The sequence below is a fragment of the Asanoa sp. WMMD1127 genome (genome assembly GCF_029626225.1).
Classification (GTDB): Bacteria; Actinomycetota; Actinomycetes; order Mycobacteriales; family Micromonosporaceae; genus Asanoa.
Window position 1 is genome coordinate 6,200,872 of sequence record NZ_JARUBP010000001.1, and the last position, 13,181, is coordinate 6,214,052.

Annotated in this window: 12 protein-coding genes and 1 other RNA gene; 5 read left to right on the forward strand and 8 right to left on the reverse strand. The window is 67.2% G+C overall.

Features of this window, described 5'->3' with window-relative positions; all coding sequences use genetic code 11:
* Positions 1–11: 11 nt before the first annotated feature.
* Positions 12–809 carry a hypothetical protein gene (locus tag O7635_RS29620; RefSeq protein ID WP_278083781.1) on the reverse strand — a complete coding sequence of 266 codons (798 nt, stop codon included), beginning with the start codon at positions 807–809 and terminating at the stop codon, positions 12–14.
* Positions 802–1,638, reverse strand: a complete 837-nt coding sequence (locus O7635_RS29625) for a hypothetical protein (RefSeq protein ID WP_278083782.1) — start codon at positions 1,636–1,638, stop codon at positions 802–804. The genes O7635_RS29620 and O7635_RS29625 overlap by 8 nt, the downstream gene beginning before the upstream one ends.
* A gap of 16 nt (positions 1,639–1,654) precedes the next feature.
* Here O7635_RS29625 and O7635_RS29630 point away from each other — a divergent pair, with 16 nt between their 5' ends.
* Positions 1,655–1,939 (forward strand): hypothetical protein, encoded by a 285-nt coding sequence (locus O7635_RS29630; RefSeq protein ID WP_278083783.1) that lies wholly within the window; start codon positions 1,655–1,657, stop codon positions 1,937–1,939.
* Here O7635_RS29630 and ssrA read toward each other — a convergent pair.
* Positions 1,938–2,018: a transfer-messenger RNA gene (ssrA, locus tag O7635_RS29635) on the reverse strand. The genes O7635_RS29630 and ssrA overlap by 2 nt on opposite strands.
* Positions 2,019–2,184: 166 nt before the next feature.
* A complete protein-coding gene (locus O7635_RS29640) occupies positions 2,185–2,637 on the reverse strand; it encodes a phage terminase small subunit P27 family (protein WP_278083784.1) in 453 nt (150 codons plus the stop codon).
* A gap of 958 nt (positions 2,638–3,595) precedes the next feature.
* Between O7635_RS29640 and O7635_RS29645 the strand changes: the two genes are divergently transcribed.
* The 3 genes from O7635_RS29645 to O7635_RS29655 all read left to right on the forward strand — a co-directional run bounded on the left by O7635_RS29645 (position 3,596) and on the right by O7635_RS29655 (position 5,398).
* On the forward strand, positions 3,596–3,823 hold the full coding sequence (locus tag O7635_RS29645) for a hypothetical protein (RefSeq protein ID WP_278083785.1): 228 nt from the start codon (positions 3,596–3,598) through the stop codon (positions 3,821–3,823).
* A 329-nt stretch (positions 3,824–4,152) separates the two neighbouring features.
* A complete protein-coding gene (locus O7635_RS29650) occupies positions 4,153–4,686 on the forward strand; it encodes a hypothetical protein (RefSeq protein ID WP_278083786.1) in 534 nt (177 codons plus the stop codon).
* A 304-nt stretch (positions 4,687–4,990) separates the two neighbouring features.
* Positions 4,991–5,398 (forward strand): hypothetical protein, encoded by a 408-nt coding sequence (locus O7635_RS29655; RefSeq protein WP_278083787.1) that lies wholly within the window; start codon positions 4,991–4,993, stop codon positions 5,396–5,398.
* A 315-nt stretch (positions 5,399–5,713) separates the two neighbouring features.
* Here O7635_RS29655 and O7635_RS29660 read toward each other — a convergent pair whose 3' ends face one another.
* The 4 genes from O7635_RS29660 to O7635_RS29675 all read right to left on the reverse strand — a co-directional run bounded on the left by O7635_RS29660 (position 5,714) and on the right by O7635_RS29675 (position 10,641).
* Positions 5,714–6,769 (reverse strand): site-specific integrase, encoded by a 1,056-nt coding sequence (locus O7635_RS29660; RefSeq protein ID WP_278083788.1) that lies wholly within the window; start codon positions 6,767–6,769, stop codon positions 5,714–5,716.
* A gap of 132 nt (positions 6,770–6,901) precedes the next feature.
* Positions 6,902–7,090, reverse strand: a complete 189-nt coding sequence (locus O7635_RS29665; RefSeq protein ID WP_278083789.1) for a hypothetical protein — start codon at positions 7,088–7,090, stop codon at positions 6,902–6,904.
* 173 nt (positions 7,091–7,263) lie between these two features.
* The gene (locus tag O7635_RS29670) at positions 7,264–8,364 is read right to left on the reverse strand and encodes an epoxide hydrolase family protein (protein WP_278083790.1); all 1,101 of its coding nucleotides are present in this window, start codon (positions 8,362–8,364) and stop codon (positions 7,264–7,266) included.
* 204 nt (positions 8,365–8,568) lie between these two features.
* Complete coding sequence (locus tag O7635_RS29675; RefSeq protein WP_278083791.1) at positions 8,569–10,641, reverse strand: EAL domain-containing protein; 2,073 nt, start codon at positions 10,639–10,641, stop codon at positions 8,569–8,571.
* A 270-nt stretch (positions 10,642–10,911) separates the two neighbouring features.
* Between O7635_RS29675 and O7635_RS29680 the strand changes: the two genes are divergently transcribed.
* A complete protein-coding gene (locus tag O7635_RS29680; RefSeq protein ID WP_278083792.1) occupies positions 10,912–12,636 on the forward strand; it encodes an endo-1,4-beta-xylanase in 1,725 nt (574 codons plus the stop codon).
* The last annotated feature ends 545 nt before the right edge of the window (positions 12,637–13,181 follow it).

The window sequence follows — 13,181 nt, forward strand, 5'->3', positions numbered from 1 at the left end:
CCCCCTTCCGTTTACGAGATCGCGAAGTTGAACCCCGGAGGAGGGTCGGTTGTGTCGACTGACGTTCCGGTGATCGCTGTCTGATTCGCTCCGCCCCCGGTGATGTCGGGTACGGGCGTACTGATGTCGGCTTGGTTGAACAGCCACATGGCGTTAGGCCCGCGGGTCAGCCATGCCGCCGCACTGAGATGCATCCCTGATGCCTCAATGGCCGCGTCGCCCGCGGTGTCCGCCGCGAACGGCAGAGCGTTCGACCAAGCGGCCCGTACCGCGACCTTCGCCAACGGGAAGTCAGAGCCGGCCGCCGACATCTTGATTGAGCCGCCGACCCCCGCGGGAGTCCAGGCCGCGCGAGCGTTCGCACCGTTGACGTGCTGCCAGGTTCCGCCCGTGTAGTCGTAGGAGCTGAACCGTGGAGTAGACGTGCCCGCCGGCTTCCTGGCGACCACGAAGAACCAACGGTTGTTCGTGAGCGCTCCACCGATGGACGCTGCCCCGCTATACCACTGCCAGGCGTTACCCGTGCTGGTCCCAACCTCGCCGCGGAACGTGCCGTCCGAAGAGTGCGGGGCGAACATGGCCTCGACCGCACCGGAGCCGGTTCGCTTCATGATGAACGCGACCGTTCCGTGCGTCATGGCGGACAGCGCACCGACACCGGTCACGATCTCGTCATCGATGCCATCGAACGCCCGGACGTACGGGAGAGCCGGCTCCGGGGAGCCGCCGGCTAGCGTGATCCACTGGCCGTTTAAACGCACCTTGCGGACAGCCGGGAACCAAGCTCCGCCAACGCGGGCCTTACGCATCCGTGTCATCCCAAACGGAGCCGTCAGGGACAGCTCCGGGGTCCTGCGGTCCCGGGTAGTAGCCCGCTCCGGTAGCCGGTACATAGGCTGTGCCGTCCCAACGGAACGCGGCCAGTAGGGCAGTGTGGGTGTGGCCCGTATCGGCTTTCCCTGTAAGGGAAGCAGCGAGCCCGATCACGTCAGACTGAGCGTGCGAATGCGTCGCCGCGGCCTTGCCAGCAAGGGCCGCATCGAGCCCGCTTACGTCCGCCGTCGAGTGCCCGTGAACCGCGGGAGCGTAGGTGCCAGCGTGGGTGTGGGTGGTGTCGCTCTTGCCCGCCAGGGCCGCCGTAAGGCCGGTCACGTCCGCCAGGGCGTGACTGTGCACCGCGGGGGCGTAAACGCCCGCGTGCGTGTGAGCTAGGGCCGCGTAGCGGTCCGCCAGGGTTACGACGCCAGTCCGGCCGTCGACCGATGACACCGCGCCGTCTCCGCCCCCACCCACCGGGTATAGCGGGTCCGGGCCAACCGGAGCCGTGACGAGGATCGAGCGGACGTCGAACGGGCCGGGGGAGCCGGACGGAACCGCGACCGTGTAAACGGTCCGCGCGGACGGCCCGCGATCCTCCGTGATCCGGTAGTGCGTGTTGGTCGGAAGGATGTCTTCGTTCGGGACCAGCTCGACCGACCAAGCTCCGTCAGCTCCGGTCGTGAACCGGCGGACGCCGCCGATCGTGCCGCCGGCTACGAAGCCGGGAAGGTCCCGCCCGGAGACGAGAGCCACGGAGACCTCCGCACCCCGTACCGGGTTGCCGTCCGGCCCCCGGACGATGTTGGTAACGGTGGCCACCTTCTAGGCTCCCTTCATGGCTGACTACTGCGAGGTTTTCGAGGGCGTGCTTGCGGAAGCGCGAGCCGCGCACCCGGCTTCCTCCCGGGTGTCGTTTGACCACGCGATCGGAACCGGCGACGAAGCCGCCGAGAAGCTGTTGAGCGAAGCCATCGACCGGGCCGCGAACCGCGGCCTACCGCCCGTCGACCGGGTGATGCGGATACAGCGGCACACGTGGCTACGTCGGCAGCTTGAGCCGGACCTACGCGCTTACCGTGTGGCGTGTAAACGCCTTGCCGGCAGACCGCCGGCTGAGTAGGTGGACCTACGGGGATTCGAACCCCGCTCCGCCCGGGGTCCGCGTGCGGCTTTCCCGAGCGTCGAAACCAGATAGGCCCTCACCGACCGCACCGGAGCCGGACTAAACCGTCCGGTCTTACCAACGGTGGGTATCGGCTGTACGCGCGCCCCCGGGGGAGTCCTCACCGTCCCGCCCAAGTGACGGGGACTCGACCTCCGGGGGCAAGTGCTACCCGGAGTGGGGATCAACCCGCCTCCGGTGTCTTAGAGGCCCGCAAGCTCCTTCTCGAAGGAGTCGCCTTCGCCAGGGTCGGAAGTGATCCCGAGGTTCTGACGATCGCGCGGCGTGAAGCCGAACTTGGAGCCGTAGTTGAGCATGATCGCGGCAGAGTCCTTCATGATCTGAGCCGCGGGGTTCTTGACCAAGAGTCCGTCTCGACCCTCGACCAACGTCCCGTACTTCGCTAGCGCCTGGCGAGCGTCGTTGAACGCCGCCCATGATGCGCAGTAGACGACTAGCGCCGCGTGGTCGATGCTCTCGATCCGTCCCGCCTTATCGAGGAACGAGACGATCCGAGACCACTCAGCGAAGGCTTCGCCTTCCAGATCCGCGGGAGGCAACGGCCGACCAGTGAGCGACTTCGCCTTACCGCCTTGGGGGCGGTTGCCGGGATTGCCGTGGAGGTAATGAACCTCCGCGGCTTTTCTGTCTGCCATGTGTTACCCTCCCTCCGTTGGGATCAAGAGCGATTGCGCGCTATCGCGCTTCGCCTACGCTGAATCAGATCCGCCTTCCCCTCGATTCCCACCAACCTAGGGAAATGTGCAGCCGCGCCAACGGAGCTAAGGCGTGGGTCTTAGGGGGAGTTGCCGGAAAGTTTCTGGTCCCCCCTCCATGGGGGAAAGTCAAGAGTGAGCAGGCACTTTGTGATTTTTCCTGTGTGCTCTTGACTAAGACTTTATTTGAGTCGCAAAGGCCGATTGCCTTTGCTTGTGTTGCATCTCTTGTGGGCTGGCTTGAGATTAGAGAGGCGGTTACTACCGCCTCTTGATAGGGGTATTACATGGTCTGCTGTATCAGCACCATAGCCACCACATAACCAACAGACCGTACTCTTACTGAGTACGATCCTACGATTGGTTAGGTATTCCCTATCGTATCCTCGTTGTGTACTGGATAGGGTATGTTTAGGCCGGTGCTCTGTGCACCGGCTTTCCCCTAGGGGTATTAGGCGTTTGCATTTAGTGCAGCTACTAAAGCTCACTGCTAAACCCCTTATTAAGGGCAGCCTTTGAGGGCTGCCCGTTATAGAACCCCTATCTAGGAGGCCCCTTGAGGGGGCCTCTACTAGTAGTAGGTAGGCCGCTCGGTCGTCGGGAGGTCCGCCTTCGGCTCCCCTCCCTCCTCCCTCACTACCTATAACTAGGTTCACCGTGGGACGGGTGAACATGGGATGTGACCCACTTCACTCGCTAGGGCTGTCTGTCGTACCTCCGCTCTAATGTTCAGCCCAACAGGGAAGCTGTGGTTGGGAACGTTAAAGGAGGTCACGATGGCAAAGGCGCACAACCGGCCGGGCCGCAGGATCGGCCACGTGGGGCAGGCGTACTTGGAGGCCCGTGCAGCACAGACGGAGCGCACCAAGCAGGCCCTTCGGAAGATCGCGGAGGCCAAGTGAGCAACCCGACTGACCTCATCGAGCCCTACCGCGCACACCGGCTCTACGGAGCCGCTTACGGCGCTATCAAGATGGCGGAGGCCCAAGAAGGCGAGTTCGCAGCGTTGTTCCTTGCGAACCGCATCCGGATCGAGTTCGAAGAGGTCACCCTTCGGGAAACGGCCAATCGGATTCGCCTGACGATGGAAGAAGCGCCGGAATCAACGAAAGGGGATTGCGAGTGACCGCACTCGCACTCTTCCTCTACTGCGTATCCGAAATCGGCCCTTTCTGGGCCGCCCATTGGTTCGGGAGGTTCAGGGATGGCTTCATTCTGGGCCGGGGTCGCCTTCGTAGCCCTGCTGACGCTCAACATCGTGATTCGGAGGCTCCGTGACTGAGATTATCGCGAACGCGATCCTAACCGCGTTGGCCTTGGGAGTGTTCGCCTTCGTTGTCGGCTCGATCTTCACGGATGGCGACTCTGAGAATCACGATTGAGGCTCCGGAGCTAGCCCGTGTCCTTGGGAACGCGTTGGCGTTCATTCCAGCGGCTTCGAAGATCCAACACGCGATGATCGAGGTAACCCCGGAGACGGTTTACGCCGTAGGGACCGATGGATACGCCGCGGGAACCGATTGGGCCTCCGTCAACGATCACGAAGGCGAGAAAGAGACCCGCCGGCTAGTGATCACGAAATCGGGGTTGGCGGACCTCGAAAAGTCCGCCCGGATGGCCAAGAAGACCGTAGCCGAGATCAAGGTCTTTCCTGACTTCCTGCTGTTGAGCGTGGAGGAAGGCGAAGGCGTAACCGTGCCCCTCGTCAAGGGCCACAACCACCAACCGGCCCTCGAAGCGATCCCGGCGATGATCGGGGAGGCGGAGAAGCGCCCGGAGACGATCCCTGGACTCATCATGCTCGACCCGTCTCTGTTGAGCCGCTTTTCGAAGGTCAAGGCAGACAAGGGCGACCGGAGGGCCGATTTCCTGTTCGGTCACGAAGGTGAGCCTGTTCTAATCAAGGTAGGCCCGTTCTTTAAGGGCCTGATCATGCCGATTGACCGGGAAGTGCATTCGGAGAACGTCGGCCCGGAAGGTCTGTGGTGAAGCGTTTAAACGTGTCCGCACCAATCGGCAGAGACGGGAGACCGTACGGCACGAAGTGTGCCGCCGGCTGTCCCAAGGCGAAGGGCCTCGAAGCCCATTGCACCGTCTGTCACAACCACTTCTCCGGTGTGACGTACTTCGACGCTCACCGGAGCGACGGCTACTGCCACAACCCCGCATCACTCGGTCTACGGCTCGAAGACGGCTTGTGGGCTACCCCGGAGGGTCATGAGTCCCGCCGGGCCGCATCTGAACGCATGGCGATTGCCCGCGCAGGCCGCGGGAAAGACAAGGAGGCTGACCAGTGATCGAGTCTGTTAAAGAGCAGTGGCTGACCGCGCTTCGGTCCGGCGAGTACGAGCAGGCGCAAGGCACCCTCTACGAGGATGGCGGTTACTGCTGCCTCGGTGTCCTGTGCGACATCGCGGTCAAGAACGACGCGATCCCGGAGCCGACAGACTTCCCCTACCCAAGGTGGGATGGCGTCATCCGAACCGATGTCACCCGCCGCGCCTACATGGCCGAAAAGATGGTTCTTCCGGCCGCGGTGGCGGAGTGGGCTGGCCTCACTGACGTTGACCCGATGGTGAACGTCCCGGAAGAGGACTACGACACTGAGCTTGTCGTCAGCGTCGAAAAGCACCTGTCGGAGCTGAACGACGACGGCTCAACGTTCGCTGAGCTTGCGGACCTGATCGAAGCACAGCTCTAACCGAGAGCGTTTAAACGGAAGAAGCCCCCGGCATCTGCCGGGGGCCTCTTCGTGTTTGTGGAGGGTGTTGGACTCTCCGCCTACCAAGCTATCAGTCGATGGGCACCATTCGGTGTCCGTGTCGCTCCCTGGCCTGAGGCTCCATCGGTTCTTCCGGGGGTCCGGCGGACAGTTGGTCCCAAAGCTTCTGTAGCGGCTTCATGTGGGTTTCGCAGAGGACCGCACCCTTGATCTCGGTCCCGATGTTGATCGTCACGGGAGGGGCCGTCTCCGCGGCCTTGCCGCAGATCGAGCACCGGCGAGGAGCCGCCATCGTCATGCCACCTTCCATCGGTCGATGGGAACCACGTTACCGCTGGCCTGGCCGCGGGAGATGAACGGCTTCCCGCGTAGGGCCGCATCGACGTTGCGCCGTTCGTGGTCGAGCCCAAGGTAAAGCTCTGTCGTCTTCACGCTCGCATGGTCAAGGAACGCCTGAGTCATCCGGAGCGCCGCATCCCACCCGTCTTCGAGGCAGTCATTGAAGAACAGGCGAGCCGCGGACCGCCGTAGGGTGTGCCACCCGTCACCCGGCTCAAGCTCGATCCCTGCCCGCTCCGCCAACGGTTGGATGATCTCCCGGGCCGCCGTGATCCTCGCATCCGGCCGGTAGCCCTCCGGTTGGAACGGGTCACGCGGACCGCGGAAGCGGGCCTTGTGTCGAGCAGGGAACAGCCGGTACCCCTTCTCAAGCGGCCCGTCGACCGAGGCCGCGTAGTGGGTCAGCCACACCCGAAGCTCTGCGTCCAGGTCCGACGTGATCGGGAACGTCTGCACCCGCTCCGTCTTGAAGCGGGTCAGGTACATCTCCTCACGGTCTAGCCGAAGGTCCCCGATCGTCATCCCGACCGCCTCAGAGATCCGGCACGCTGTGTTGGCCGTGAACGCCACAAGCGCGCGGTCCCGCGGGTCGGTGGCCGCTTCCATGAGATCGAGGATCTGAGGCCGGTTCAGGCGGAACCGGTCGCGGTTCGGAGTCATCCGCTTCTCACGGATGCCGGCTAGCAGGAAGTCCCCCGTGTGCGGAGTCCAACCGCGTCGGTGGCAGAAGTCTAGGAAGCCCTTCAACGTCGAGCGGTAGTTCGCAAGGGTCGTCTTGGCTACCGGCTTGCCGTACTTGCCCCCGGAGAGCCCACCCTTGCCGTAGAAGAACCGTTCGAGGTGCGCCGGCTCAAGCGAGCCGACGTGACAGTCACGGGAGAACCTGACGAACCGTTCGAGGATCGATCGGTGGCTGTACCGCGACTGCTGCGACCCGTTCCCGGATGCTTCCCGGATGTCGCGATACTCCGCCGCAGCGATGCTTAGGTTGGGTGTCTGCTTCCGTGCCACGTGCCCCTCCGGGGTGTCCCTGCCTGCTGACGGAGGCGAGCGTACGGCACGTAACCCCTGCTTGGGAACACTGAGTGACGTAGGAAGCTTGGGTTGAAACTGTGTTTGGGAAGCTCATACCCAACTAAAGCTTCAGTCGAAGTAGAAGCCGCACGCGTTGAAGCCGCGGGTGATGGAGTCACCCATGCTGGCCATCGACGAGGGCGGCGGGCCGGGGTCGGCCTGGGCGGGGGAGCTGAGCGCTGCGGTGCTGACGGTGGCGCTGAGCGCGGCGGCGGCCAGCACGGCGATCAGCCGGCGGGGGGATCTGACAGGACTCACGCGACCTCCCATGGGTGCACGAGTTACCGCCGGGTAACGGCGAGTGCACGCACGTTAACTCGCTGTAAGATCGATATCAATGGCTGTGTACGAGGTTTCGCCCCAGCCGCAAGGATCAGCATTCCTGGTTGGCGGCGTGTGGGCGGTGCGCCACGCCGGCTCGTTTGTGCTGGTCAGCGCGCGTTCTGGAAGAACGCCTCGAGGTCCTGGGCGAGCAGGTGCGGCTGTTCGGTGGCGAGAAAGTGGCCGCCGCGGTCGAGGCGGGTCCAGCGGCGCAGGTCGGCGTAGGCGCGCTCGGCCCAGGTCCGTGGGGCGTCGAAGTTCGGCGTTCTGATGACGGCCGTCGGCGGGGTGATCCTTTTCGGTAGGGGCCGGCCGTCGGCGCCGGGCGGGGCGTCGGGGTAGAGGTCGGCGGCCGGAGGGACGGCGGCGGTGGCCAGGCCCAGGTCGGCGTACGCGTGGCAGGACGACAGGGCCGTGCCGGTCAGCCAGTAGAGGGTGACGGTGGTGAGCAGGTCGTCGGCGTCGGGCTCGTCGTCGCTCCACCTTCGCCACTTGTCGGCGATCCAGGCGGCCAGGGCGACGGGGGAGTCGTGCAGGGCGTACCCGATGGTGGTCGGGTCGGAGCGCTGCAGGTGCGCGTACGCCTGGTCGCGTTCGTGGTTCCTGGCTCGGCGCTCGAGGTATTCGCGTTCTTCGTCGGTGAGCGGTGCCGACGTGGTGTCGGGCTCGGCGACGGCGGTGACGTGGATGCCGATCAGCGGCTCGGGGAAGTCGAGGGCCATGCGGTTGGTGACGTAGGCGCCGATGTCGGTGCCGTGCGCGCCGAAGCGGTCGTAGCCGAGGACGTCCCGCATGAGCGTCGTCCATAGGCGTGGCGTTTCGCGGATCAGGTGGCGGCCGGGCGGGCCGGGGGTGAAACCGAAGCCGGGCAGCGACGGGACGACGACGTCGAAGGTGTCGGTGAGGAGGGGGAGGAGGGGCAGGAACTCGGCGTACGAGCTGGGCCAGCCGTGGGTGAGCAGGAGCGGAATCGGGTTCGTTGCTCGGCTTCGCAGGTGTACGAAGTGGACGGTGTGGCCGTCGACGTCGGCGGTGAACTGGTCTGGTTGGTTGAGGCGGCGTTCCTGTGTGGGCCAGTCGAAGTCGGTGCGCCAGTGTTCGATAAGCTCGCGCAGGCCGGCGGTGTCGGTCGGTGGCCAGCGGGTCGTGGCGAGGCGCTCGCGGAGGTCGTCGAGATCTTTCTGCGGCGCATGGAATCGGAACGGTCTCACCGGCATCGTCGGTCGCCCATCGGGTGGTCGGCCCGTGTGCCTACCCGCGGGCCGGGCGGGCCAAACGACGGGCCCCTCCTTCTGCGGCTGTAGCCCTCCGCCAGTCGGCGTGGCGCCACCGCGAATCCGTCGGCGGACGCTCCGACCAGGCCGCCGCGCGGCGGAGCTGCGCCTCGTCGCGCCGCTGGGCACGGCTGCCGGGGCTCAGGCCGGTGTGGGGTGGCGGTCCAGCCAGGAGACGACGGCGTCGCCGGGCATGGCGGGCGCGTATAGGTAGCCCTGGGCCAGGTCGCAGCCGGCTTCGGCGAGGAGGCGGGCCGTGTAGTGGTTCTCGACGCCCTCCGCGACCACCCGCAGGCCGAGCGCGCGGGCCAGGTCCACTGTCGACCGGACGATGACGGCGTCGTCGGCGTTGTGGGCGATGCCGGCGACGAACGAGCGGTCGATCTTGATCTCGCGTAGCGGTAGCCGGCGGAGGTGCTGCAGCGACGAGTAGCCCGTACCGAAGTCGTCCAGGGAGATCGCGACGCCGGCGTCTGCGAGGCGCTCGATGGTGGCGCGCAGCTGGCCCAGGTCGGCGGTCAGCGCGCTCTCGGTGACCTCGACCTGGATGAGGTCGGCGGGCACGTTGTGCTCGGCCAGGCGGGCGGTGAGCTGGGTGAGGATCTCCTCGCCGTGCAGGTCCCGGATGCTGACGTTGAGCGAGCTGCGCAGCTTGACGCCGGCGGCGAGCCAGCGGCCCTGCTGGGCCACGACCTCGTCGATCACCCGCTGGGTGATCATGCGCATGACCGGGGTGTGCTCGGCGATCCGGAGAAGATCGCCGGGCGGGATGGCGCCGCGGGTCGGGTGCTCCCAGCGCAGCAGCGCCTCGAAGCCGACGACCCGGCCGGTGGCGAGGTCGATCTGCGGCTGGTGGTGCAGGGCGACCGAGCCGTCGCCGCTCTCCAGCGCCTGCCGGAAATCGGTGAGCAGCCCCAGCCGTTCCGGGGAGTTGTGGTCGTCCTCGGCCCGGTAGGTCTGGATCGGCCGGCCGCGCTGCTTGGCCAGGTACATGGCGACGTCGGCGTGCCGCATCACCGTCGCGAAGTCGTCGCCGTCGCGCGGGGCGAGGGCGACGCCGATCGAGCCGGTGATGTCGACCTGCAGACCGTCGAGCACGACCGGCGTGGCCATCGCCTCGGTGACCGACTCGGCCAGCCGGCGGGCCTGGCACTCGTTGTTGGCCGGGGCGACGACCGCGAACTCGTCGCCGCCGAGTCGGGCCGCGACGGCGCCGGCGGGCAGCGCGGCCCGCAGTCGCTGGCCGACCGCGATCAGCAGGCGGTCGCCGACCTCGTGGCCGAGCGCGTCGTTGACGTACTTGAAGCGGTTGAGATCGAGCAGCAGCATCGCGAGGGGTTGGCCCTGGTTCGGATGCAGCCCGTTGGGCCGGAGCCGACCGAACGCGGCGCGCAGGCCGGTGCGGTTGGCGAGGTCGGTCAGCGGGTCGACCCGGGCGGTGCGGTCGCGTTCGGCGGAGAGCCGGGCCATCCGCTCGAACGCGTAGAGCGGCACGAAGACCAGCGGTACGAACGCGGCGCTGACGTGGGCGGAGACGGCGAGCAACGGGCTGAGCAGGAGGAGCGCGGCGATCGACAGCAGCTCGTAGGCGGGTGCCGGGCGGAGCATCTGCACGCCCGTGCGCCGGCGGGAGGCGACCCGCGCGAGCGTGCGCAGGAGCTGGTAGGCGATCAGCCAGACCGCGGCGGCCGCGACGACGGAGACCGCGTCACGGACGGCGTCGACGGTGCCGATCGAGTTGAACGGGTCGGGGCGGCCGATGACGAGCACCCCGAACGCCGCGGCCGTCGCCACCGAGAACTGGCCGGCCATCAGCGCGGCGCGGGCCGGTGGGTAGCGCATCCGCCAGGCGACCACGGCCGCGGCCGCGGCCTGGACGAGGATCGCCGGTCCCAGCCCCCAGCAGAGCAGGATCGCGAACGTGAAGCAGAGCGACGGGCAGATCATCACGGGTTTGCCGTGGCGCCCGAGCGCGATGAACGCACGCGCGTCGGCGAGCAGGGCCAGCGACGCCATCAGCCAGAACTCGGGATGCGAGAAGCCCGCGGCCAGCTCGCCGGAGATCGTGGACAGAGTGAGGCCGACCACACCGAGCAGCACCACGCCGATGCCGTAGGCGGCGAGGAGGGAGAAGCGCTGGCGGCGGACGGACCCCTTGACGGCCTGGCCGACACGCGGGGTCAGGGGTGCCGGGGGTGCCTCGACCCTGAACATCCCGTAAACCGTAACGGATGATATCCGGATAAGTAACCATCTGAGACGACTTTTCTTGGTTGATCGGAGGCACGTCCGAGTATCGAAAGGTGTTGACGTCCTGCTGGGCGTCGCCGCACGATGGGAGCGCTTCCATAGATGTAGCTCCGCGGATGGGCGTCCGTGGCGGGCTCCGTGGTCCTCCGGGCGGGCACGGCGCGCGAGCGGGCACCCGGCGGTCGTCCGTGGCGCGCTGCCGCCTGTAACCCATCGCAAGGAGGAACCGTTCCCATGATCACCCTTGCCCGCGGCGCCCGCCCGGCGCGGACGGCCGTCATCGCCGTCGCCGCGGCGCTCGCGGTACCGCTCGTCGTGGCGCCCCCCGCCGCGGCTGACGCACCGCTGCGCGTGCACGCCGCCGCGCGCGGCAAGTTCATCGGCTACGCGGCCGCCACCAGCCCGCTCGCCAACGAGGCCGCCTACCGCACGATCGCGGCGTCCGAGTTCAACCAGGTCACCGCCGAGAACGCGATGAAGTGGGAGTCGACCGAGCCGTCGGACGGCAACTACACCTTCGCCGGCGCCGACCAGGTGGTCGCGTTCGCGACCGCCAACGACCAGCAGGTGCACGGCCACACGCTGGTCTGGCACAGCCAGACGCCCGGCTGGGTGCAGAACCTGTCGGCCACGGCGATGCGGACCGCGATGCAGGACCACATCGCGACCGTGGTCGGCCGCTACGCCGACAACCCGGCAGTCGTGTCGTGGGACGTCGTCAACGAGGTGTTCGAGGAGAACGGCAGCATGCGGCCGAGCTTCTGGTACAACACCCTCGGCACGTCGTTCATCGCCGACGCCTTCCGTTATGCCCGCGCCGCCGACAGCAACGCGCGGCTGTGCATCAACGACTACAACGTCGAGGGCATCAACGCGAAGAGCACCGCGATGTACAACCTGGTGCGCCAGCTCCGCGCCGACGGCGTGCCGGTGGACTGTGTCGGTTTTCAAGGTCACCTCGCTATCCAGTACGGGTTCCCGTCGTCGCTGCGCGAGAACATGGAGCGCTTCGCCGCGCTCGGTGTGCAGGTGCGGGTCACCGAGCTCGACGTGCGGATGCAGATGCCGCGCGACGCCACCAAGGACACGACCCAGGCGACCTACTACCGCAACGTCGTGCAGGCCTGCCTTGCCGTGACCGCGTGCGCGGGCATCACGATCTGGGGCTTCACCGACAAGTACTCGTGGGTGCCAGACACGTTCAGCGGCGAGGGTGCGGCGCTGCCGTGGGACGCCAATTACTCGCCGAAGCCGGCGTACACCGCGATCCACGACGCCCTCGACGACGGCTCGGGCCCTGGTCCGGACCCGGACACGACGCCACCGACCACGCCGGGTACGCCGGTCGCCTCGGGGGTGACCTCGTCCGGTGTCTCGTTGTCATGGACGGCCTCCACGGATGCTGTCGGTGTCGCGGGTTATGACGTGTTGCGGGCGACCGGCGCGAGCGGCGGCACGTTCGCGGTGGTCGGCACGCCGTCGGCGGCGTCCTTCGTGGACAGTGGCCTGACGGCCTCGACCACCTACCGCTACCAGGTGCGCGCCCGCGACGCCGCCGGCAACGTGTCGGCGCTGTCGCCGGTCGTCTCGGTGACCACGACCACCGGTGGCGGCGGTCCTGGTCCTGGTCCGTCGTCCTGCCGGGTGGCCTACACGATCAGCCCCTGGGGCGGCTCGTCCGGCTTCACGGCGAGCGTCGTGCTCACCAACACGGGTACCTCCTCGCTCTCGGGTTGGACACTGGCGTTCGCTCTGCCGAGCGGTCAGCGGATCACTCCGCCGGGCTGGTCGGCGACGTGGACGCAGTCCGGCCAGGCGGTGACCGCGGCACCCCTGTCGTGGAACGCCACGCTCGCGCCGGGCGGCTCCACGACGATCGGCTTCAACGGCACGCACACCGGCGGAACCGGGGAGCCGACCACGTTCACTGTGGGCGGTAGCTCCTGCACTGTCGTCTGATCCATCGTTGTTCGCGGTGGGCGGCCCGTTCTGGCGGCGGGCCGCCCACCGTTCGCGTTTCACCCCCTTTCCGGGCTCGGCACACCCGCCCGACACGTAGCCCGCGGCGGCACCTCGCGGCGTGTCAGCGGTGTGCGATCTGTCGACTTGCCTGCGCGCCGACGGCCGGCGGTGGCCACGTGCGCGCGGCAAGCCGCGGTGTTGCCGGTAGTGGTGCGGTTGGTGGCGGCTCTCCACGGTGCGGTTGGTGGTGGCTCCCAGCGGTGCGATGGCCGGCGGGTTTCCACGGTGCGGTTGGCGGCGGCTCCCAGCGGTGCGATGGCCGGCGGGTCTCCACGGTGCGGTTGGTGGTGGTTCACAGCGGTGCGATGGGCGGCGGGTCTCCACGGTGCGGTTGGTGCGGCTCTCAAGTTGCGGTGGCCGGCGGGTCTCGATGGTGCGGTTGGCGGCGGTTCGCGAGGTGTGGTTGGCGGCGGCTCCCGAAGGTGGCGACCGGCGGCGCTGTTGCTGGTTGCCGACCGTGCTGCCCGGCTGGGCACACGGTG

Excerpts from the sequence above, each read along its gene's own strand:
- O7635_RS29650 (WP_278083786.1), top strand. The coding sequence starts at position 4,153 with ATGATCGAGGTAACCCCGGAGACGGTTTACGCCGTAGGGACCGATGGA.
- O7635_RS29630 (WP_278083783.1), top strand. The coding sequence starts at position 1,655 with ATGGCTGACTACTGCGAGGTTTTCGAGGGCGTGCTTGCGGAAGCGCGA.
- O7635_RS29620 (WP_278083781.1), bottom strand. The coding sequence starts at position 809 with ATGCGTAAGGCCCGCGTTGGCGGAGCTTGGTTCCCGGCTGTCCGCAAG.
- O7635_RS29680 (WP_278083792.1), top strand. The coding sequence starts at position 10,912 with ATGATCACCCTTGCCCGCGGCGCCCGCCCGGCGCGGACGGCCGTCATC.
- O7635_RS29675 (WP_278083791.1), bottom strand. The coding sequence starts at position 10,641 with ATGTTCAGGGTCGAGGCACCCCCGGCACCCCTGACCCCGCGTGTCGGC.
- O7635_RS29640 (WP_278083784.1), bottom strand. The coding sequence starts at position 2,637 with ATGGCAGACAGAAAAGCCGCGGAGGTTCATTACCTCCACGGCAATCCC.